Annotated in this window: 16 protein-coding genes; 5 read left to right on the top strand and 11 right to left on the bottom strand. The window is 62.8% G+C overall.

Translation table 11 applies throughout. From position 1 onward, the window contains the following. Positions 1 to 722: 722 nt before the first annotated feature. The 7 genes from P7C00_RS03515 to P7C00_RS03485 form a co-directional block, all read right to left on the bottom strand. A complete protein-coding gene (locus P7C00_RS03515) occupies positions 723 to 1,439 on the bottom strand; it encodes an ABC transporter ATP-binding protein (RefSeq protein WP_346634578.1) in 717 nt (238 codons plus the stop codon). Next, positions 1,436 to 2,308 (bottom strand): ATP-binding cassette domain-containing protein, encoded by an 873-nt coding sequence (locus tag P7C00_RS03510; protein ID WP_404938134.1) that lies wholly within the window; start codon positions 2,306 to 2,308, stop codon positions 1,436 to 1,438. Before P7C00_RS03510 ends, P7C00_RS03515 begins: the two co-directional genes overlap by 4 nt. Beyond that, entirely contained in the window at positions 2,305 to 3,600 is a 1,296-nt protein-coding gene (livM, locus tag P7C00_RS03505; protein ID WP_236185729.1) for a high-affinity branched-chain amino acid ABC transporter permease LivM, read from the bottom strand. Before livM ends, P7C00_RS03510 begins: the two co-directional genes overlap by 4 nt. Before the next feature lie 2 nt (positions 3,601 to 3,602). After that, the gene (locus P7C00_RS03500) at positions 3,603 to 4,517 is read right to left on the bottom strand and encodes an ABC transporter permease subunit (protein ID WP_011058967.1); all 915 of its coding nucleotides are present in this window, start codon (positions 4,515 to 4,517) and stop codon (positions 3,603 to 3,605) included. A gap of 161 nt (positions 4,518 to 4,678) precedes the next feature. Further along, positions 4,679 to 5,815 carry a branched-chain amino acid ABC transporter substrate-binding protein gene (locus tag P7C00_RS03495; RefSeq protein WP_016967874.1) on the bottom strand — a complete coding sequence of 379 codons (1,137 nt, stop codon included), beginning with the start codon at positions 5,813 to 5,815 and terminating at the stop codon, positions 4,679 to 4,681. Between the two features lie 364 nt (positions 5,816 to 6,179). Continuing rightward, the gene (locus P7C00_RS03490; protein ID WP_346634576.1) at positions 6,180 to 7,463 is read right to left on the bottom strand and encodes an FAD-binding oxidoreductase; all 1,284 of its coding nucleotides are present in this window, start codon (positions 7,461 to 7,463) and stop codon (positions 6,180 to 6,182) included. 87 nt (positions 7,464 to 7,550) lie between these two features. Then, positions 7,551 to 9,041: an aldehyde dehydrogenase family protein gene (locus P7C00_RS03485; RefSeq protein WP_346634575.1), complete on the bottom strand. Its 1,491-nt coding sequence runs from the start codon at positions 9,039 to 9,041 to the stop codon at positions 7,551 to 7,553. 171 nt (positions 9,042 to 9,212) lie between these two features. On the opposite strand from P7C00_RS03485, the gene P7C00_RS03480 reads away from it, so the two are divergent. From P7C00_RS03480 to nadE, 3 genes are all read left to right on the top strand, one after another. Continuing rightward, complete coding sequence (locus tag P7C00_RS03480) at positions 9,213 to 10,115, top strand: LysR substrate-binding domain-containing protein (protein WP_346634574.1); 903 nt, start codon at positions 9,213 to 9,215, stop codon at positions 10,113 to 10,115. 201 nt (positions 10,116 to 10,316) lie between these two features. Then, on the top strand, positions 10,317 to 11,531 hold the full coding sequence (gene pncB, locus P7C00_RS03475; protein ID WP_404938133.1) for a nicotinate phosphoribosyltransferase: 1,215 nt from the start codon (positions 10,317 to 10,319) through the stop codon (positions 11,529 to 11,531). 3 nt (positions 11,532 to 11,534) lie between these two features. After that, the gene (nadE, locus tag P7C00_RS03470; protein WP_346634572.1) at positions 11,535 to 12,362 is read left to right on the top strand and encodes an ammonia-dependent NAD(+) synthetase; all 828 of its coding nucleotides are present in this window, start codon (positions 11,535 to 11,537) and stop codon (positions 12,360 to 12,362) included. A 154-nt stretch (positions 12,363 to 12,516) separates the two neighbouring features. Here the strand turns inward: nadE and azu are convergent, their stop codons facing one another. Next, entirely contained in the window at positions 12,517 to 12,963 is a 447-nt protein-coding gene (gene azu, locus P7C00_RS03465; protein ID WP_011058960.1) for an azurin, read from the bottom strand. A gap of 352 nt (positions 12,964 to 13,315) precedes the next feature. Here azu and P7C00_RS03460 point away from each other — a divergent pair, with 352 nt between their 5' ends. Continuing rightward, complete coding sequence (locus tag P7C00_RS03460) at positions 13,316 to 13,903, top strand: TIGR00730 family Rossman fold protein (protein ID WP_346634571.1); 588 nt, start codon at positions 13,316 to 13,318, stop codon at positions 13,901 to 13,903. Between the two features lie 68 nt (positions 13,904 to 13,971). Further along, a complete protein-coding gene (locus P7C00_RS03455; protein ID WP_346634570.1) occupies positions 13,972 to 14,148 on the top strand; it encodes a hypothetical protein in 177 nt (58 codons plus the stop codon). Between the two features lie 208 nt (positions 14,149 to 14,356). Here the strand turns inward: P7C00_RS03455 and P7C00_RS03450 are convergent, their stop codons facing one another. The 3 genes from P7C00_RS03450 to P7C00_RS03440 form a co-directional block, all read right to left on the bottom strand. After that, the gene (locus tag P7C00_RS03450) at positions 14,357 to 15,247 is read right to left on the bottom strand and encodes a transglutaminase family protein (protein ID WP_346634569.1); all 891 of its coding nucleotides are present in this window, start codon (positions 15,245 to 15,247) and stop codon (positions 14,357 to 14,359) included. Next, a complete protein-coding gene (locus P7C00_RS03445; protein WP_346634568.1) occupies positions 15,247 to 17,733 on the bottom strand; it encodes a circularly permuted type 2 ATP-grasp protein in 2,487 nt (828 codons plus the stop codon). Before P7C00_RS03445 ends, P7C00_RS03450 begins: the two co-directional genes overlap by 1 nt. Positions 17,734 to 17,820: 87 nt before the next feature. Continuing rightward, on the bottom strand, positions 17,821 to 21,096 hold the full coding sequence (locus P7C00_RS03440; RefSeq protein ID WP_404938132.1) for a DUF2126 domain-containing protein: 3,276 nt from the start codon (positions 21,094 to 21,096) through the stop codon (positions 17,821 to 17,823). Between the last annotated feature and the right edge of the window lie 172 nt (positions 21,097 to 21,268).

Below are 21,268 nucleotides of genomic sequence, written 5' to 3'. Positions count from 1 at the left end.
TTATCCACAGGCCGGTCCACAGTCTTTGGGGGCAAGTGCAAATCTCGCAAAGCCGCTGTACACAGGGCTTGCAGCGGATCATGGGAAGTTTTTTGCTTGACCCGCAGAGGCGGTCCATGCAGGTGGCGACGAAAAAGATGACCGAACGGTCAAAGTGCATAAGGCCAGAGGCCAGTAACGACGCTGCCCGGAGCAGTCTTTCCAGAGTTTAGTCACAGACTTATCCACAGGCTTGTCCAAGGTCTTTTACCGGTACGGCTGCGACAATAAAAAGGTTGACAAGCGCGTCTTCAAGTTACCCAAAAAGCCATGATCAAAAAACAATCAATTGCTTGCAAGCCACGTAAATAAAGGGCTCCAGCCAGCTACTCCCACGTTACCCACAGCCCGCTCCACAGCAAACGGGGACAAGTCAAAACGGTGGAAAAACAACTGTTTGCAGCGTCTTTATGCCGCGCTTTGCCAGCTTGCGAATAATGTTTTCCACAATTGTCGGACGCAGGCTGCCCTTCTGCAAACGCACCCTTGCCCATGCGCGCGTCAAGCGCGTAGGAGCCGGCTTGCCGACGAACCTCGAACACACAACAGCATCTGAATAAGCGGCCATCGGGGAGGGGCGTTTCGCTGGCAAGCCAGCTCCTACAGGGCGGGTGGGGACTGTGGATAAAAAATGCCCCGGCGGCGTGAACCGACGGGGCATGGTTTATCCACAGATCGGGCCGTCAGTGACCGCCCAGGTAAGCGTTGCGCACCTCCTCGTTGACCAGCAGTTCCTTGCCGGTGCCGCTCAGGCGAATCTCGCCGTTGACCATCACATAGGCGCGATCCGAGAGCTTCAAGGCGTGGTTGGCGTTCTGCTCCACCAGGAAGATGGTCATGCCGGTGGCCGCCAGTTCCCGCAGCGTGGCGAAGATCTGTTTCACCACGATCGGCGCCAGCCCCAGGCTGGGTTCATCCAGCAACAGCAGCTTGGGCCGGCTCATCAGCGCCCGGGCGATGGCCAGCATCTGCTGCTCACCACCGGACATGGTCATGGCCCGCTGGGTACGCCGTTCCTTGAGCCGTGGAAAGAGTTCGAACATGCGTTGCATGTCTTCGCTGGCGTACTTGTCGCCAATGGGGATGGTACCCATCAGCAGGTTCTCTTCCACGGTCATGTCGGGGAACACCCGGCGCCCTTCCGGGGACTGGGCGATGCCGTTGGAGGCGATGTAGTGGGACGACTTGTGGGTGATGTCCACGCCGCGATAGAGGATCTGCCCGGACTCCGCCCGGGGCTGGCCGAAGATCGACATCAGCAGGGTCGACTTGCCGGCCCCGTTGGAGCCGATCAGGCTCACGGTTTCCCCTTCGTTGATGTGCATCGAGACTTTCTTCAGGGCCTGGATCGGGCCGTAGTACACGTCCAGGTCCTTGAGTTGGAGTATGGGTTGACTCATGCCAGCTCCTCTTCGTCGGCACCCAGGTAGGCGGCGATCACTTTCGGATCGTTGCGGATCGCTTCCGGCCCGCCTTCGGCGATCACGTTGCCGTGGTCGAGCACCACGATGTGGTCGGAAATACTCATCACCATGCCCATGTCGTGTTCAATCAGCACCACGGTCAGATCGTGCTCGTCGCGCAGCAGCCGGATCATCGCGCTCAGCGCTTCGGTTTCCTGAGGGTTGAGGCCGGCGGCCGGTTCGTCGAGGCAGATGATCTGCGGCCGGGTGCACATGGCCCGGGCGATCTCCAGGCGCCGCTGCTGGCCGTAGGACAGCTCGCCGGCCAGGCGGTTGGCGCAGTCCACCAGGTCCACCACTTCCAGCCAGTAGAAGGCGTGGTCCAGGGCGGCGCTTTCCGCCTTGCGGTAGCCCTTGGTGTTGAGGATGCCCGCCAGCAGGTTGCGGTTGACCCACATGTGCTGAGCCACCAGCAGGTTCTCCACCACGGACATTTCCTTGAACAGGCGAATGTTCTGAAAGGTCCGTGCCAGGCCGGCACGGTTCACCAGGTGGGTGCCACCGAACATCTTGTAGTACAGGCGGCTGGCGAAACTTTTCGGCGACACGAAGTCGCTGGCGCGAAACGGCTCGCCCAGCAGCTTGATGACGTTGGTCTGCTGGCCCCGGGTATTGAGTTCGATACGCCCGCCGGAGGCTTTGTAGAAACCGGTCAGGCAGTTGAACACCGTGGTCTTGCCGGCGCCGTTGGGACCGATCAGGGCGAAGATCGAGTTGCGCTTGACCTTGAGGCTGACGTCGCTGAGGGCCTTGATGCCGCCGAAGTGCATCATCAGGTTTTCGACCGAAAGAATGTATTCGCTCATGGCGCGTTCCCCTCAGTCAGAGCACCTTTGCGTGGCGTCACCCCGGTACGGCTGATGCGGATCAGCCCTCGCGGTCGCCAGATCATCATCAACACCATGAGGATGCCGAACAGCAGCACCCGGTACTCGGAGAAACTGCGCAGCAGCTCCGGCGCCACCGTCAGCACGAAGGCTGCGATTACCACGCCCACCGTGGAGCCCATGCCGCCCAGCACCACGATGGCGAGGATCAGCGCCGACTCGAAGAAGGTGAACGAGGACGGGTTGACGAAGCCCTGGTAGCTGGCGAAGAACACCCCGGCCAAGCCGGCGGTGGAGGCACCGATGGTGAAGGCCGAGAGTTTCACCAGCACATGGTTCAGGCCCATGGCACGGCAAGCGATCTCGTCTTCACGCAGGGCTTCCCAGGCCCGGCCCACCGGCATGCGGGTCAGCCGGTGCTTGATGTACAGCACCAGCAGCACCACCAGGAACAGCACGATGTAGATGAACAGGAACTTCAGGTTGGGGTTGTATTCCAGACCGAAGAACTCGTGGAACGGCACCCCACCATCCTTGGCCTTGCGGCCGAACTCCAGACCCAGGAAAGTCGGCGATGGCACCGGCATGCCGTTGGGGCCGCCAGTGAAGGACAGCCAGTTGTTGAGCACCAGGCGGATGATCTCGCCGAAGCCCAGGGTCACGATGGCCAGGTAGTCGCCATGCATTCGGAGCACCGGGAAGCCCAATATGCACCCCGCCAGCGCCGCAGCAATCGCCGCCAGGGGCAGCACGCTCCAGAAGCCCAGGCCCAGGTACTGGTAACCCAGGGCCAGGCCGTAGGCACCGATGGCGTAGAAGGCCACGTAACCCAGGTCCAGCAGCCCCGCCAAACCCACCACGATGTTCAGCCCCAGGCCCAGCAGCACGTAGATCAGCCCGAGGATCACCACGGTCAGCAGGTACTTGTTGGCGAAGAACGGGAACACGATGGCGATCACGATCAGGGCCGGAATGATCCAGCGCAGCCGCGACTTGTAGTCCGGCGCCAGCACATGTACCCCGGAGCCGGTGCTTTCAAAGCCCTGGAGTATCTTCAGGCCCTTGGGGGTTTGCAGGAACAGGCTCAGGGCCAGGCGGCCAGCCATGACGATCGCCACCAGCCAGGCGACCCGGGTCGGTTCCAGGTTGAAGCTGTAGCCATCCAGGACCACGCCCACGATGGGACCGAACACGATCAGCGAGATCAGCCCGGCCAGTACGGCGTCGATAACGCTCTTTTTGATATCAATCGGTTTATTGGCAGCAGACATACTTATACCTTCGCCACGAGTGGGCGACCCAGCAGGCCTTGGGGACGGAAGATCAGGATCAGCACCAGCAGCGAGAAACTGAACACGTCTTTGTAGTCGGAGTTGATCAAGCCGGAGAACAGCGACTCGGAGATCCCGAGGATGATCCCGCCGAGCATCGCTCCGGGCAGCGAGCCAATGCCGCCGAGCACCGCGGCGGTGAACGCCTTGATGCCGATGACGAAGCCGGCGTAGAAGTCGAAGGTGCCGTAGTTCATGGTGATCAGCACACCGGCCAGGGCCGCCATGGCCGCGCCGATGACGAATACGTAGGAGATCACCCGGTCAGTGTTGATCCCCAGGATCGAGGCCATCTTGCGGTCTTGCTGGGTGGCCCGGCACATGCGTCCGAGCTTGGTGTACTTGATGATGTAGGTGAGCAGAGCCATGCCGGCGAACGCCGCCACCAGGATGAAGATCTTGGTGTAGGTGAGCTGCACGAAGCCGGTACCGATATCGACTTTCCAGGCCCCGGCCAGCAGGGTCGGAACCCCTTGCTGCTTGGCGCCCTGGCTGATCTGCGCATAGTTCTGCAGGATCAGCGAGATACCGATGGCGCTGATCAGCGGTGCCAGTCGGGTGGAGTTGCGCAGGGGTTTGTAGGCCACGCGCTCGATGACCCAGCCATAGATCCCCGTCACCACCACGGTGAAGATCAGGGTGCCGAGAATGAGTAGCGGGAAGGATTCAATGCCGAAGTAGGCCAGCAGAGCCAGACTGATTGCCGCGAGGTAAGCGGAAATCATGTAAACCTCGCCGTGGGCGAAGTTGATCATGCCGATGATGCCATAGACCATTGTGTAGCCGATGGCGATCAGACCATAGACAGACCCGAGGGTCAGTCCATTGATCAGTTGCTGCAGGAAAATACCATCCATAACGCAATCTCACGGACTTGAGAGACGGCACAGGGCGTCAGCGACGGACAGGGATCACCGGTCCGCGCAACACGTCCGTTGTGCAGCTCTACGAGAAAAGGCAAGTACTGCACGAGTACGAACCGGTACCAGGGGGTGGTACCGGTTCGGTCGGACTCATGTCACTTCTGTTTTTCCAGCTGGTGGTACTTGCCGTCCTTGTCCCACTGATAGACCACGTAGTCGGAGATCTTCAGGTCGCCCTTGGCGTCCCAGGACTTCTCGCCCATCACGGTTTTCACCGGGTTGGCCTTGAGCCACTTGGCGGCGTCTTCGCCCTTGTTGGATTTGGCGCCGTTGAAGCCGGCGGCCAGGGCCTGGACCGACGCGTAGGCGTACAGGGTGTAGCCTTCAGGCTCGGTGCCAGCCTTGCGGAAGGCATCCACCACCGCCTTGCTGTCCGGCAGCAAGCGTGGGTCGGCGCCGAAGGTCATGTACACGCCGTCGACGTATTGCGGGCCACCGGCGGTGGTCACCAGTTCGTCGGTAACAATGCCGTCATCGGACATGAACTTGACGTCCTTCAGGCCCTGCTCGCGCAGCTGGCGTACCAGCGGACCGGCTTCCGGGTGCAGGCCGCCGAAGTACACCACGTCGGCACCGGCAGCGCGGATCTTGGTCACCACGGCGCTGAAGTCTTTCTCGCCACGGGTCAGGCCCTCGTACAGCACCGGGGTCACGCCGCGCTTGGTCAGCTGTGCCTTGGTGGCGTCCGCCAGGCCCTGGCCGTAGGTGTCCTTGTCGTGCAGCACCACGACTTTCTTGCCCTTGAGCACGTCTACGATGTAGTCGCCGGCAACGATGCCCTGCTGGTCGTCACGCCCGCACATACGGAACATGGCGGAGAGGCCACGCTCGGTGACCTGGGGGTTGGTGGAGCCCGGGGTGATGGCAATCACACCGGCGTCGCTGTACACCTCGGAAGCCGGAATGGTCGACGAAGAGCAGAAGTGCCCCACGACGCCCGCCACCTTGTCCTGGTCCACCAGGCGGTTGGCCACGGCCACGGCCTGCTTCGGTTCGCAGGCGTCGTCACCCTTGACCAGGACGATCTTCTCGCCGTTGACCCCGCCCTTGGCGTTGATCTCGTCAGCCGCTGCCTGTGCACCCTTCATGTACTGCTCGCCAAATGCCGCATTGGCGCCTGTCATGGGACCCGCTACGCCGATCTTCAGGTCGGCTTGAGCAAACGCAGAAACACCCAGCGCAGTTGCCACTGCGAGGGCCAGAAAGCCTTTCTTGTAAAACGTCTGGGACATGAGGTGGTGCTCCAAGGTTTTTTTAGTTGGCACTGCGACTTCACTAGAATTGCTCAGAGCAAGCGCCGTGCCAGTGGTTTTTTATTCTGAAAAAAGTCGCTGTCTTATTGTTATTTCGACTGTTTCGAGCCCATTTTTATTGGGCGTGCAACCGTCTAAACCGCGGAAGGTAAAACCCTGCTTTTTAATGGGCGCAACCCATGCGTGCCATCATTGCAACCGCGACACAATTCAACGTGCAACCCTGCTGTAACAGCCCGCGTCACCGAACTGCACACTGCTGGTGCGAGACTGCTACGAGCCGCACCATTACAGGCTAGTCGCTGCATCGAAAAGCGTCGTCCTCGACTGTTTATTTCCTTGTTCAGATGACGATCCGCAGGCACTGGCCCGCGTGGTAGAGGGAGAATCCGGCCTCGTACAGGCAACTGCGCAGCCCCACTCCGGCCAGGGGCTGCATGGGGGCGAAGGGAATCGGCAGGGCCTGGGGATTGCCGTTACACAAGTAGTCGGCGAAGGCCTTGCCGACCACGGTGCCGGTGGTTACGCCACGGCCGTTGTAACCGGTGACTGCCACCAGGCCGGGGGCCGGTTCGAACAGACGCATCAAGTGATCGGGGGTAAAGGCAATGCAGCCGGTCCAGGTGGATTCCCACTGCACCGGCTTGAGGTAGGGGAAGTAATGCTGCTGCACTCGGTCGGCCCAGGCCTTGAGGAACCACAGGGGTTTCTGGTTGCCGTTGCCCAGGCTGCCCAGCAACAAGCGGCCATCGGCATCGCGCCGAATGCTGCTCAGCACCTGGCGGGTATCCCAGGAGCCCTGGCCCCCGGGCAGGATCTGCCGGGCGGCCTCTTCGGTGAGCGGCGCCGAGGCGACCTGATAGTAGTAGCCGGGGAAAAAGTTGCGCCGCAGCTCGGTCCAGTCGCCTTCGGTGTAGGCATTGGAGGCAATCACCACCTGCTCGGCCAGCACCGAACCCTGGTCGGTCTGCACCGACCAGCGCTGGCCCTGGCGTTCCAGGCGGGTGACGGGGGAATGATCGAACAACTGGCCGCCGAGCTTGATCGCGGCCTTGGCCAGCCCGGTGGTGTAGGCCATCGGGTTGAGGGTGCCAGCGCGCCGATCAAGCAAGGCAGCGGCGATCTTCCGGGTGCCGGTGGCGGTTTCACAGGCGGCACCGGTCAACAGCTCCACCGGCGCACCGCGGCGCTTCCATTGCTCTTCACGGCTGCGCAGGTCGGCTTCGCCCCGGGCGTTATGGGCCATGTGCAACGTGCCTTCGCGGCGCAACTGGCAATCGATCTGGTATTTGTCCACCAGGCTGAACACCAGGGACGGCGCGGCCCCAAGCATGCGGTTGAGCTGGCTGCCCACCTGCTCGCCGAAACCGGCCTCGATCTCGTCCGGGGGAATCCACAGGCCGGCATTGACCAGCCCGACATTGCGCCCTGAACCGCCCTGCCCGGCGCGGTGGGCTTCGACGACACAGACCCGCTTGCCTTGCTCCAGCAGATGCACGGCCGCCGATAAACCGGTGAAGCCGGCGCCGATGATGCACACATCCGCCGTCAGCTCGCCCTTGAGCGGCGCGTTGTCAGGCCTTTGCGGAGTCAGTTTTTCCCATAGACACTCTTCACGTAACGCCATTGCCAGACTCCGAATCAACCCACCACAAACCAAGAAGCGCGTTTGCCGCTGTTCGCCAGCAAGCTGGCTCCTACCGGCGATACCAGGTCAATCGAAGGTAATGCCCTGGGCCAATGGCAGCTCCTGGGAGTAGTTGACGGTGTTGGTCTGGCGCCGCATGTAACCGCGCCAGGCATCGGAACCGGACTCGCGGCCGCCGCCGGTTTCCTTCTCGCCACCAAAGGCGCCGCCAATCTCTGCACCACTCGGGCCGATGTTGACGTTGGCAATGCCGCAGTCGCTGCCCACCGCCGACATGAACTGCTCGGCTTCACGCACGTCGGTGGTGAAGATGCACGACGACAGGCCCTGGGGCACGGCATTGTTCAAGCGCAGGGCCTCTTCGAAGTCGTTGTAACCAATGACATAGAGGATAGGAGCGAAGGTTTCGCTGCACACCACATCACTCTGCTCCGGCATTTCGACAATTGCCGGCGACACGTAATAGGCATTGGGGAACTGGTCCTGCAGCTGGCGCTGTCCACCGAACACCCGGCCGCCCTCGCTCAGGGCCTGCTCCAGGGCATCCTGCATGGCCTCGAAGCTGTGCTTGTCGATCAACGGGCCGATCAGGTTGCCTTGCAGAGGGTGGCCGATGCGCACCTTGGAATAGGCCGCCTTGAGACGGGTGACGATTTCCTCTTTCACCGACTCGTGGGCAATCAAGCGGCGCAAGGTGGTGCAACGCTGGCCGGCGGTGCCGACGGCGCTGAACAGGATGGCGCGCACAGCCATGTCCAGGTCGGCGCTCGGGCCAAGGATCATGGCGTTGTTGCCACCCAGTTCGAGAATGCTGCGGGCAAAGCGTGCGGCCACTTTCGGCGCCACTTCACGGCCCATGCGGGTACTGCCGGTGGCGCTGATCAGGGCCACTCGCGGATCGTCCACCAGGGCGGCGCCAGCGTCGCGGCCACCGATGATCACCTGGCTCAGGTACTCGGGAGCGTCCTGGAAATTCTTCAGCACGCGCTCCAGCAGTGCCTGGCAAGCCAGGGCGGTGAGCGGGGTCTTCTCCGAGGGTTTCCAGATCACCGGGTTGCCGCAAACCAGCGCCAGGGCGGTGTTCCAGGCCCAGACCGCCACCGGGAAGTTGAAGGCACTGATCACCCCCACCACCCCGAGCGGATGCCAGGTTTCACGCATGTGGTGACCGGGGCGCTCGGAGGCGATGGTCAAGCCATAGAGCTGGCGCGACAGGCCGACGGCGAAGTCGCAGATGTCAATCATCTCCTGCACCTCCCCCAGCCCTTCCTGGGTGATCTTGCCGGCTTCCCAGGAAACCAGTTCGCCCAGATCGGCCTTGTACTCGCGCAGCACCTCACCGAATTGCCGCACCAGCTCGCCACGACGGGGGGCCGGTACTTTGCGCCACAGGGCGAATGCATGCTCTGCGCGACTGACCTGCTGCTCCACTTCGGCGGCGCCCTGCCAGTTCACTGCGGCGATACGGCTGCCGTCGATCGGCGAATGCACAGGCTGGGTGCCCGACTGGTACAGGGCCGGGTTCACACCCAGACGATCAAGCAATGCGGCAACCATGGGGTCACTCCTTACAGATGAAAAGCCAAAAAAACCGACCGCTGCGACGGCCATCAAGGCCTGTAGTTGTAGCTGGCCTGAGACTTGCCAACAAACGACCTTTAAGCGAGATATCATTCCGTTTATTCATGCTGAGCCGGCATCCAGCACCGATAAGAACAAGGACCACCCATGCTCAACAAACGCTACCTGCCGTCGATCACTGCCCTGCAGTGCTTCGAGGCCGTTACCCGGCACCTGAGCTTCACCCGCGCCGCCGAGGAACTCAACCTGACCCAGAGCGCGGTCAGCAAGCAGGTGGCGCAGCTTGAAGAGCTGCTGCAGCACCTGTTGTTCCGTCGGGTACGCCGCCGCCTGCAACTGACCCCGGCCGGCGACCTGTATCTGGTCGAGGTGCGCAAGATCCTTACCCAGGTGGAGATGTCCACCCACTACCTGCGCTCCTACGGCGGCGAGACCGAAGTACTGCGGGTTTCCACGCCCTACACCTTCGGCGCTCGCTGGCTGGTGCCGCGCCTCAAGGGCTGGCGCCTGCGCCATCCGCATATCCACCTGGACCTGTGCAACGAGCAGGAGCCGGACGAACTGCTCCAGGGCCACGCCGACCTGGCGTTCTACTTCGGCCAGGGTTCGCGCCCCGGCACCGAGAGCCTGAAGCTGTTCAGCGAGGAGCTGGTGGCGGTCTGCGCCCCCGACAGCCTGCCCGCCGAACCCTTGACCGACCCCAGGCAACTGACCGACCTGGTCCTGCTGCAAAACGCCTCACGCCCCCAAGGCTGGCACGAATGGTTCGACCAGCAGGGTTATCAGACCGAACACAGCTACCATGGCCCGCGCTTCGAAACCTTCTATATGTGCATTCGCGCCGCCCAGGTCGGGTGTGGCGTGGCCCTGCTGCCCAGGTTCCTGGTGGAAGAAGAGCTGGCCGAAGGCAAGCTGGTGATCGCCTGGAAATACGCCATGCCCAGCCAGGACGCTTATTACCTGGCCTATCCCGAGCACTCGGCGGAAGTGCCCAAGGTCCGTGACTTCGTGCGCTGGATGCTGGAACACAACGACGCCCCCCTCCCGTAGGGGCCGGCTTGCCGGCGATGGAGCCCTTGAGCCCTGCACAAGGCTGAAGAGCCATTCGCTGGCCAGCCAGCGCCTACAGCTGGAGAATGGCCCGCCGCAAAAAACGCTGGTCAAGCGCAGGACGTCTATGCGCCACTAGCGCATTCATTGAAAGAGCTGAAGCCGCCGCTGTCCGTTGCGGCCAGCATGGAGATTCCCGTTATGAGCGAGAGTGTGTTTGCCGATCGCATCGTGCAGAACCTGCTCGACACCGACTTCTACAAACTGACCATGATGCAGGCGGTGCTGCACAACTATCCCAACGTGGAAGTGGAATGGGAGTTTCGTTGCCGTAACAGCGAGGATCTGCAGCCGTACCTGGCGGAGATCCGCTATCAGTTCGAGCGCCTGGCGGAACTGAGCCTGAGCGCCGACCAACTGGGCTTTCTCGAACGCATCAGCTTCCTCAAGCCGGACTTCCTGCGCTTTCTCGGGCTGTTTCGCTTCAACCTGCGCTACGTGCACACCGGTATCGAAAACGGCGAACTGTTCATCCGCCTGCGCGGTCCCTGGCTGCACGTGATTCTGTTCGAAGTGCCGATGCTGGCCATCATCAGCGAAGTGCGTAACCGCTACCGCTACCGCGAGATCCTGCTGGTGCAGGCCCGGGAGCAGCTGTACCGCAAGTTCGACTGGCTGAGCGCCAACGCCAGCAGCGAAGAGTTATCCGAGCTGCAAGTGGCGGATTTCGGCACCCGCCGACGCTTTTCCTACCGGGTCCAGGAAGAAGTGGTGAACGTGCTCAAGCACGACTTCCCCGGGCGTTTTGTCGGCACCAGCAACGTGCACCTGTCCCGCGAGCTGAACATGAAGCCCCTGGGCACCATGGCCCACGAATGGATCATGGCCCACCAGCAATTGGGCCCCCGACTGATCGACAGCCAGATCGCCGCCCTCGACTGCTGGGTCCGTGAATACCGCGGGCTGCTGGGTATCGCCCTGACCGACTGCATCACCACCGACGCCTTCCTCGGTGACTTCGATCTGTTCTTCGCCAAGCTGTTCGACGGCCTGCGCCATGACTCCGGGGACCCGATCCTCTGGGCGGAGAAAGCCATCGCCCACTACCACAAGCTGGGCATCGACCCGATGAGCAAGACCCTGGTGTTCTCCGACAGCTTGACCCTGCCACGCTCCCTGGAAATATTCCGGGCGCTGCGGGGGCGGATCAACGTCAGCTTTGGCATCGGCACCAACCTGACCTGCGATATTCCCGGTGTCGAGCCGATGAGCATCGTGCTTAAAATGGCCGCCTGCAATGGCCAGCCCGTCGCCAAGATCTCCGATGAAGCGGGCAAGACCCATTGCAAGGATCCCAACTTCGTCGCTTACTTGCGCCACGTTTTCCAAGTACCTGCCCAACCTGGCAAGGAGTGAATCATGCAAGCCGCACAGCGTGAGATTGCGCAGCAGCTGAAGGTCCAAGCACCTTTTCCCGACCATGCTGCCCTGGAGGCGGAAATCGCCCGGCGCATCCGTTTCATCCAGGACTGCCTGGTCAATTCCGGTCTCAAGTCCCTGGTCCTGGGTATCAGCGGCGGTGTCGACTCCCTGACCGCTGGCCTGCTGGCCCAACGCGCCATGCGTGAGCTGCGCGAGCGCAGTGGTGACGAGCACTACCGTTTCATCGCCGTGCGCCTGCCCTATGAGACCCAGTTCGACGAACACGACGCCCAGGCTTCGGTGGACTTCATCAACCCCGACGAACGCCACACCGTGAACATCGGCCCGGCGGTCAAGGCCCTGGCCAATGAAGTGGCGGCCTTTGAAGGCCAGCACGCGGTGTCCCGGGACTTTGTCCTCGGCAACACCAAGGCACGGATGCGCATGGTGGCCCAGTACACCATCGCCGGCGCCGCCCAAGGCCTGGTGATCGGTACCGACCACGCCGCCGAAGCGGTGATGGGTTTCTTCACCAAGTTCGGTGATGGCGCCTGCGACCTGGCGCCACTGAGCGGCCTGGTAAAGAATCAGGTGCGTTCGATTGCCCGCTACTTCGGCGCTCCGGAATCCCTGGTGGAGAAGGTGCCTACCGCCGACCTCGAGGACCTCTCCCCGGGCAAACCGGATGAAGCCTCACACGGCGTCACCTACACCGAGATCGACGCCTTCCTGCATGGCCAGCCGGTGCGTGAAGAAGCCTTCAAGATCATCTGCGACACCTACCGCAAGACCCATCACAAGCGCGTCATGCCCTTCGCCCCGTGACCCACCACGTTCTGTAGGAGCCGGCTTGCCGGAGAAGCGGCCGCTTGATGCTGCACAAGGTTCAACGGCCTGTTCGCGGGCAAGCCCGCTCCTACAGACACACACAAAAAAAGCGCCCCTCGGGGCGCTTTCCTGTTGCAGCCGGGCCTGATGCTTACTTCAGGACCACAGCGCCTTTCATCATCGAGTTGTGGCCTGGGAATGAGCAGAAGAACTGGTAGCTTTCGCCAGCAGTCAGCTTCGATACGTCGAAGGTCACCGAATCTTTCTCGCCAGCACCGATGATCTTGGTGTGGGCGATGACGCGGGTGTCGCCTTCCTTCAGGTAGCTCTTGTCGATGCCGGCGGCCATGCCGTCGGTGGCGATGCCGGCCATGTCTGCGGTTTTGCTCAGGACCCAGTTATGGCCCATGACGTTCTTCGGCAGGCTGCCGGAGTGAGTCAGGTTCACGGTGAAGGTCTTGCAGCTCTTGTCGATGGTGATTTCCTTAGTGTTGAAGGACATCTGGTCGGTAGAGTCGACATCGACCTTGCATTCGGCGGCCATCAATTGGCTGCTGGCCAGTGTCAACAGGGATACCGCAACGAGTTTGGCAAACATGGTGAATCTCCAAGGCAGGGTTAACAAAATCCATCTGAATCCATGGGACCGAAGACTGCCTGAATTTCTACCAAGTTCCTATGATTTGCATCAAAAAATTGTATACAACTCTCTGCTATCGGGCCGATCAAGACAATCAAACAGCCGACTGCGGGACCGCCCCCTAGAATCTGCCCATCAGCGTCTTATCGGAGCCTTGGTCATGCCTCTCAACAGCCTGTTTCGCAGTTTGCTCGCCGCCTACGCCTGCGGTGCCAGCGGTACCCATGAAACCCCGCAACGCGAGGTTTAATGCTTGGAGCCAGATCTTTCAGCCTTTACTCTGAGGCCATCAATGACCTCGGAGTAAGGCATGTCGTTAACTTCTGTCTGTGTATTTTGTGGCGCCAGTACCGGCAGCCATCCCCTCTATCGTGAAGCGGCCCAGGCCCTGGGCCGCGCCCTGGCCGAGCGCAAACTGACCCTGGTCTATGGCGGCGGCGCGGTGGGCCTGATGGGCCTAGTGGCCGATGCTGCACTGGCAGCCGGTGGTGAAGTCATCGGGATCATCCCGCAAAGCCTGAAAGACAAGGAAATCGGCCACAGCGGCCTGACCCGTCTGGAAGTGGTGGACGGCATGCACGCGCGCAAGGCGCGCATGGCCGAACTCAGCGATGCCTTCATTGCCCTGCCTGGGGGCCTGGGCACCCTGGAAGAGTTGTTCGAAGTCTGGACCTGGGGACAACTGGGCTATCACCACAAGCCCCTGGGCCTGCTGGAAGTGAACGGCTTCTACGAAAAACTCAGTGGATTTCTCGACCATATCGTCGGCGAAGGCTTCGTCCGTGCCCCACACCGTGACATGCTGCAAATGAGCGAATCGCCGGCCAGCCTGCTGGATGCCCTGGACGCCTGGAAGCCTTCGGTGGCGGACAAGTGGGCCGAGCGCAAACCCAGTTAACCGTCAGCGCCCGATAACAGGCAGAATACGCGCCGCTCAACCTCACCTTCGACCCCAGAGGATCGCCCATGGCCAAACCCAACTACTCCTTCGCCAAACGTCAACGAGACTTGGCCAAGGAACAGAAGAAAGAGGAAAAGCTGCAACGCAAGAAAGCTGCTGCAGAAGAAACCAGCACACTGACCCCGGAGACTGAAGGTGAAGTGAGCGTCGATGACGCCGAGCCCCAGGCCCCCCAGGCCTGACCCGAGACTGTAGCAGCTGGCATGCCAGCGAAAACACTCTCCAGCCCCACGCAGTATCCGCTGGCCTCTTCGCCGGCAAGCCGACTCCTACAAGGTTTGATTTCGCGCCTAGCCGTAGGAGCTGGCTTGCCAGCGAAAGCGCTCTCCAGCCCTACGCAGTATCCGCCGCCCTCTTCGCCGGCAAGCCGGCTCCTACAGATTGGCGCTGTTATGCCAGGGGCATGACGGTGACTCGAACCTCCGGGTCATGGCTGCCACCACCAAGAATCACTCCACGCAACGGCGAAACATCGGAAAAATCACGGCCCCAGGCCAGGGTGATGTGCTCCAGTGCCGGCTGCACGTTGTTGGTAGGGTCGAAATCCACCCAGCCCAGCACCGGGCAAAACACCGAAACCCAGGCATGGGAAGCGTCGGCACCGATCAGCCGCGGCTGCCCCGGCGGTGGCTGGGTCAGCAGGTAGCCGCTGATATAGCGCGCCGCCAGCCCCCGTGAACGCAGGCAGGCCAGCATCAGATGGGCAAAGTCCTGGCACACACCCCGTCGACGCTCCAGCACCTCCACCAAAGGTGTCGCCACTTGGGTCGCCTCGGCATCGAAGGTGAACTCGCTGAAGATCTTCTCCATCAAGGCCTGGACGCCCTGCAACAGTGGCCGTCCCGGAGCAAAGCAGCTTTCGGAAAACTCGACGAAGCGCTGCTTGAGATGCACATAGGGTGATTCGAAGCGATAGCGGCTGGCTTCCAGCAAAGCCACCGGCAACGGCCGACCGCTGTAGGTCAGGGCTCCCCGGGCGACATCCCAGGCCATAGACGCGGCAAAGTCCAAACGCGGCCGATCCAGCACCTCGACGCCAAGCTGGGCATTGACCTGCAGTTCATCATGGGGCCGCTCGAAGGCCAGCCGGGTCAGGGGATTGCCAAACACATCTTGCTCGTCACGGCGGGTGGTGGGCTCGGGAGTGATCAGCAATTGCCGCTCGCTGCACTGTTGCCAGGCGCAAGCCCGGGGCCACAAGTGCGCCAGCTGCTGGGCCAGGGACACCGGGCTGTCATAGCGATAATGGGTGTCATGGAAAATCTGGTAACGAGCGCTCATCAGACCGACACCGTTTGCTGGCTGACATCATCCACATGGGCGAAATGCCGCAAGGCCAGGCGATCGGACACCTGGCCGCTGACCTCGGCGATCTCTTGCAACAGGTCCGCCAACCCTGCCACGGCGGCTCTCACGCTGGCCTCGCCAAACAGCGAGTTCTCCAGGCAGCCCAGGTCGAAATGGGCCAGGCGCTCCACCAGCCTCGGCAACGCCACCTCACGGGGCACACCGAAGTCATCGTTGAGTCGCTTTAGGGTACGGGTCACCAGCTTGAGCTGGAACAGCACGGCGTGGGGGTTCTGCTCATCCAGCAGCAACAGGTCGAGGACCGGGATCAACTGCGCCACCGCCAGATAACGGGAGCGATAGGTGATGCTGCTGTTACCCAGCTCCAACAGCCACTCCAGGCCAGCCTGGTCGAAAACCGCAGTGCCCCGCAGGAAGGCCGCCAGGCTGCTGCTGAGAAATTGCAGGCGCTCGATGCGCCGGCCAATCATCAGGAAGCGCCAACCCTCGTCCCGGGTCATGTCGTCCAGGGCGAACCCCGAGAGCGCCGCCAAGGACATCACCAGACGGTTGAGAAAATCCAGCAGCTCGCCGAAGTCCGGCTCCGCGGTGTCCAGCTCCTGGGCTTCGCGTTGCAGCTCCACCAGGGCCTGCCAGTTTTCCCGGGACAGTTTGCCGCGCACCTGGGAGGCAGCCCACTGCAGGCGCTGCAGGTTGGAGCGCAAGCTGAACGACCAGTCCTCCCCCAGCAGGGCCGCCAGCAGACGCTCGGGCAACTCGCCCTCATCCGGCAACAGCATCAGGCTTTCCCCCAGGTCCACCGCGGCCAGCAAAGCTCGCGGATCGTCGCCATCGACGTAACGGGCCAGCATGATCCGCAGCAGCCGTGCGCTGTCGTCACAGCGCTCACAATAACGACCAAACCAGAACAGGTTCTCCACCACCCGCGACGGCAAGTAGGGATCACGACGGACCAAGTCATAGACACCAATGGTGCGCTGGGCCTTCCATTGCTCGCCGCTAGGGGCGCGCTCCCCCAGCACCCAAGTGTCCTTGCTGGCGCCACCGCGCTGCATCGACACCACTTCGGCGTCAGCATCGGCAGCGACCCGGGTCAGGCCGCCGGGCAGCACCCGATAGCCGTCGTCGCTGGCCACCGCGTACACCCGCATGCCGATGGCCCGGGGCTGCAAGCGACCGTCCTCGGCCTGCCACACCGGCGCCTGGGACAGTTGCGGCAACTCCTGGGCGACATAGGCGTAGGGCCGCGCACGCATGCGCTCGGCGAGGCTGGCGCGCTGCTCGGGGCTCAGGTCGCGCCCCAGCACCGGTGTGAAGCTCTGGGACGGAAACGCCGGCTTGATCAGCAGCTCCGGAAGTTTCTCCAGGGCCTGTTGCAGCACGGGTGCCTCGCCACACCACCAGGTGGCAATGGAAGGCAGGAGCAATTCCTCCCCCAGCAGGAACTGGCTGATTTTCGGCAGGAAGCCCAGCAGCCCTGGGGACTCCAGCACCCCGCTGCCCAAGGCATTGGCCACCAGCACCCGGCCCTGACGCACGGCATCCAGCAGGCCGGGCACCCCCAGGGCGGAATCGGTACGCAGCTCTAGGGGGTCACAGAAATCATCATCCAGGCGACGCATGATGGCGTGCACCCGACGCAAGCCACTGAGGGTCTTGAGATAGACCGTGGCATCGCGCACCGTCAGGTCGCCGCCCTCCACCAGCGGGTAACCCAGCTGGCGTGCCAGGTACAGATGTTCGAAATAACTCTCGTTGAAACGCCCGGGCGTCAACAGCACGATCAGCGGTGCTTCGGCATCTCGGGGCGCCTGCCGGGCCAGGGTTTCCTGCAGGGCACGGAAGAAGCCGGCCAGATGCTGCACTTGCAGGTCGCGGTACAGATCCGGAAAGGCCCGGGACACGATCATGCGATTTTCCAGGGCATAGCCAGCCCCGGACGGCGCCTGGGTACGATCGGCAGTGACCCACCAGCGACCATCGGGGGTGCGCGCCAGGTCCACTGCATAGAGGTGCAGAAAGGTCTGCTCGGGCGGCTGGATGCCTTGGCATGGCCAGAGAAAATTGTTGTGTCCGAACACCAGTTCCGCGGGCAACAGCCCTTCGCTGATCAGTCGCTGCGGGCCGTACAGGTCCGCCAGTACGGCATTGAGCAGGCGCGCTCGCTGGGCGATACCGGCGGACAACAGCTGCCACTCCTCCACTGGGATCACATGGGGCAGCAGGTCCAGCTCCCAGGGCCGGTCCGCGCCCTTGGGGTCGGCATAGACGTTGTAGGTGACACCGTTCTCGTGGATCTGCCGGGTCAGCAGCGCCTGGCGCTGGGCCAGTTGCGCGGGGCTGCTGCGTTGCAGTTGTTCAAGCAGGCGCTGCCAGTGCGCCCGGACCGCACCCTGGTCATCCAGCAGCTCGTGGTAGGTACCCGCCGTCAGCGGGTAACGGTCTAGCAAGTCAGGCATGGAACACTCGGCAGACGGCAGGGAAAGTCAGATTAACCCACAGCCCCGACACCCGGATATGGCTATATCGCGGGCGTCGCAGGTGGATTAGAAGCGTCGCAAATCCAGGGTCATGGGCAGCTCGTCATTGATGATCAGAGGCGGCACCGCGAGGCTCCCGGGGCTGTGTCCGAGGCGAAAGAAACGCGCCATGCGCCGGCTTTCCGCTTCATTGGCATTGACCGGCAGGCTGTCGTAGTTGCGTCCCCCAGGATGGGCCACATGGTATTGGCAGCCCCCCAGGGAGCGCTGCATCCAACTGTCCAGCAGATCGAACACCAGCGGTGCGTGTACCGGGATGCCGGGTTGCAGGCAGTTGGCCGGCTGCCAGGCGCGATAACGCACTCCGGCGACAAATTCCCCTACCCGACCGGTGGGCTGCAAGGGGACCGCCACACCGTTGCAGGTCAGCACATGACGCTGCGGCGTCAACCCGCTGACCTTGACCTGCAAACGCTCCAGAGAAGAGTCGACATAACGCACCGTGCCCCCGGCCCCGCCCTCTTCCCCCAGCACATGCCAGGGCTCCAGCGCCTGACGCAACTCCAGCTCGATGCCGCTGACCGCGTAATCGCCGACCTTGGGAAAGCGAAACTCCAGGTGCGGGGCAAACCACTCGGCCCGCAGCGGATATCCGGCGGCATTGAGCTCCACCAGCACATCGGCGAAATCCTGCTCGATGAAATGCGGCAGCAGGAAGCGATCGTGCAGCTCGGTGCCCCAACGCGCCAGCTTGGCCGGGGCATAAGGCTCGCGCCAGAACCGCGCCACCAGCGCCCGCAGCAGCAACTGCTGGACCAGGCTCATGCGCTCATGGGGCGGCATTTCAAAGGCCCGCAGCTCGAGCAGACCGAGACGCCCGGTGGCGCCGTCCGGCGAATAGAGCTTGTCGATGCAGAACTCCGCGCGATGGGTATTGCCGGTGACATCGATCAGCAGGTTGCGCAGCAGGCGGTCCACCCGCCACGGCGAGCACTCCTCGCCCGGCGCGGGTATCTGCGCAAAGGCGATTTCCAGTTCGTAAAGCGAGTCGTTGCGCGCCTCGTCGACCCTGGGAGCCTGGGAGGTGGGGCCGATGAACAACCCGGAAAACAGGTAGGACAACGACGGATGATTGTGCCAGTAGCTGATCAGGCTACGCAGCAGGTCAGGGCGGCGCAGGAACGGCGAATCCGCCGGCGTCGCGCCACCGAGGACGAAATGGTTGCCGCCGCCGGTGCCGGTGTGGCGCCCGTCGATCATGAACTTCTCACTGGTCAGGCGGGTCTGCCGGGCCTGCTCATACAGAAACTCGGTGCGCTCCACCAGCTCGTCCCAACTGACCGATGGCTGCACGTTGACCTCGATCACGCCCGGGTCCGGCGTCACCCGGAAGTTGCACAAGCGTGGGTCCGCCGGCGGCTCGTAGCCCTCCAGCAGCACCGGACAATGCAGCTCTGCCGCCGTGGCTTCGATCACGCTGACCAGTTGCAGATAATCCTCGAGTCGTTCCAGGGGCGGCATGAACAGATACAGCCGCCCTTCTCGCGCCTCGGCGCAGAGCGCGGTACGGGTCAACCAGTCCGCGGACTGATCGATCATTGGCACGCGCTCATCCAGAACCGCCGCCTCAGGGACTTCTGCGAGCCGCGCCAGGTCCGGCAGCTCAGGGAAGTCCTGGTTCGGATCGTTGGGATGTATGAAGGGGTACTCCGCCGCCGTCACCCAGGGCTGGGACGCCAGGGGCAGGCGATAGCCCAGAGCGGAATCCCCGGGCACCAGCCGGCAATGACTGTCGCGCAGGTACCAGCGGCCACTCTGCCATTGATCACCCTTGGCGGTACGGGCCAGGGGCAGCACCTGGCCAATGACCTTGTCCAGCCCCTGGCTGAACACCTTGCGCAACCGCTGGCGCTCCAGGGCATCCTCCAGCCGCGAGTCCTCGGCACTGACATTGAGGGGCAGGCTGCCCTCGCGCCACAGGTAGTAGAAGTGGTCTTCATAGGCGGGAAACACGAAGCGCCCCGGCAGCTTCAGGCGCTCGGCGACACTGGCGAGAAAGCGCCCGGCCAGTGCTGCATCAGCGCCGTAGTCCTCGTGCTCATCGGCAATCAAGGCGTTGTTGTGCCAGATCGGCACGCCGTCCCGTCGCCAATGGCAGTTCAGCGACCAGCGCGGCAATTGCTCCCCTGGGTACCACTTGCCCTGGCCGAAGTGCACCAGCCCCTGAGGCCCGTAGCGCTGGCGCAGGCGCTGGAACAGCTCACCGGCCAGACGCCGCTTGTTCGCTCCCAGGGCGGCGGTGTTCCACTCGGCGCCGTCGGGGTCGTCGATGGCCACGAAGGTCGGCTCGCCGCCCATGGTCAAGCGCACATCGCCCTCCAGCAGGTCCACATCGATCCGCCGGCCCAGGGCCTGGATCGCCAGCCACTGCTCGTCGGTGTAAGGCTTGGTGACCCGGGGTGCTTCCCAGATCCGTTCCACACTCATTTCATGGCTGAACTGACACTCGCAAGGTTCCACCAGGCCAGTGATGGGCGCCGCTGAAGAGGGATCGGGGCTGCAGGCCAGGGGAATGTGACCCTCTCCGGCAAACAGCCCCGAGGTGGCGTCCAGGCCGATCCAGCCGGCTCCGGGCAAGTAGACCTCGCACCAGGCATGCAGGTCAGTGAAGTCCACCTCGGTGCCCGAAGGACCATCCAGGGATTTGACGTCGGCCGTGAGCTGGATCAGGTAGCCGGAGACGAAGCGCGCCGCCAGTCCCAAGTGGCGCAACAGCTGCACCAGCAGCCAGGCCGAATCGCGGCAGGAGCCGGAGGCATTGACCAGGGTCTGCTCCGGGCTCTGCACCCCCGGCTCCAGGCGAATCAGGTAGGCGATGTCTGCGCTGAGACGCTGATTCAAGGCCACCAGGAAGTCCACCGCTGGCAACGGCGTACGCGAAATACCGTCCAGGTAGGCCTGGAACTTCGGCGTCAGGGGCAGGGTTTCCAGGTAGGGCGCCAGCTCACGCTGCTCATCGGCGGCGTAGGCAAAAGGGATCTTCTGCGCGTAGGGCTCGAGGAAGAAGTCGAACGGATTGAACACCGCCATCTCCGCCAGCAGATCCACTTCGATCCGCAGCTCGGTGGTTTTCTCCGCAAAGACCAGGCGCGCCAGGTAATTGCCCTGGGGGTCCTGCTGCCAGTTGATGAAATGCTGCTCGGGCTGGACCTTCAGCGCATAGGAGAGGATTCGCGTGCGGCTGTGGGCAGCCGGGCGCAGGCGGACGATCTGCGGGCCAAGTTCGACGGCGCGGTCGTAGCGATAGTGCGTGACATGGTGCAATGCGACATGAATCGACACGGCGTGCCTCCTGCGAGCCTGAGCGGTGGATGAACCCGCGCAAGACTTGTGCCAGGGCCCAAGTCCGGGGGGTTGTTCAACGACTCAGGGCAGTACAGCACCAAAACCGCGCAACCGGTGCATCCCTGTGCAGCTCACTGCACAGAAATGTGCCAGACGGCATGGCTCGAAG

This window comes from Pseudomonas sp. JDS08PS003 (assembly GCF_045013505.1).
GTDB lineage: Bacteria > Pseudomonadota > Gammaproteobacteria > Pseudomonadales > Pseudomonadaceae > Aquipseudomonas > Aquipseudomonas protegens_B.
Note: the sequence above shows the minus strand (reverse complement) of the source record. Positions and strands in the feature narration are given on the sequence as shown.

Coding starts and splice junctions, on each gene's coding strand:
- pncB (WP_404938133.1), top strand. CDS start 10,317: ATGAGCGAGAGTGTGTTTGCCGATCGCATCGTGCAGAACCTGCTCGAC.
- P7C00_RS03455 (WP_346634570.1), top strand. CDS start 13,972: ATGGCCAAACCCAACTACTCCTTCGCCAAACGTCAACGAGACTTGGCC.
- P7C00_RS03490 (WP_346634576.1), bottom strand. CDS start 7,463: ATGGCGTTACGTGAAGAGTGTCTATGGGAAAAACTGACTCCGCAAAGG.
- P7C00_RS03500 (WP_011058967.1), bottom strand. CDS start 4,517: ATGGATGGTATTTTCCTGCAGCAACTGATCAATGGACTGACCCTCGGG.
- azu (WP_011058960.1), bottom strand. CDS start 12,963: ATGTTTGCCAAACTCGTTGCGGTATCCCTGTTGACACTGGCCAGCAGC.
- P7C00_RS03515 (WP_346634578.1), bottom strand. CDS start 1,439: ATGAGTCAACCCATACTCCAACTCAAGGACCTGGACGTGTACTACGGC.
- nadE (WP_346634572.1), top strand. CDS start 11,535: ATGCAAGCCGCACAGCGTGAGATTGCGCAGCAGCTGAAGGTCCAAGCA.
- P7C00_RS03485 (WP_346634575.1), bottom strand. CDS start 9,041: ATGGTTGCCGCATTGCTTGATCGTCTGGGTGTGAACCCGGCCCTGTAC.
- P7C00_RS03495 (WP_016967874.1), bottom strand. CDS start 5,815: ATGTCCCAGACGTTTTACAAGAAAGGCTTTCTGGCCCTCGCAGTGGCA.
- P7C00_RS03460 (WP_346634571.1), top strand. CDS start 13,316: ATGTCGTTAACTTCTGTCTGTGTATTTTGTGGCGCCAGTACCGGCAGC.
- P7C00_RS03510 (WP_404938134.1), bottom strand. CDS start 2,308: ATGAGCGAATACATTCTTTCGGTCGAAAACCTGATGATGCACTTCGGC.
- P7C00_RS03450 (WP_346634569.1), bottom strand. CDS start 15,247: ATGAGCGCTCGTTACCAGATTTTCCATGACACCCATTATCGCTATGAC.
- P7C00_RS03445 (WP_346634568.1), bottom strand. CDS start 17,733: ATGCCTGACTTGCTAGACCGTTACCCGCTGACGGCGGGTACCTACCAC.
- P7C00_RS03480 (WP_346634574.1), top strand. CDS start 9,213: ATGCTCAACAAACGCTACCTGCCGTCGATCACTGCCCTGCAGTGCTTC.
- livM (WP_236185729.1), bottom strand. CDS start 3,600: ATGTCTGCTGCCAATAAACCGATTGATATCAAAAAGAGCGTTATCGAC.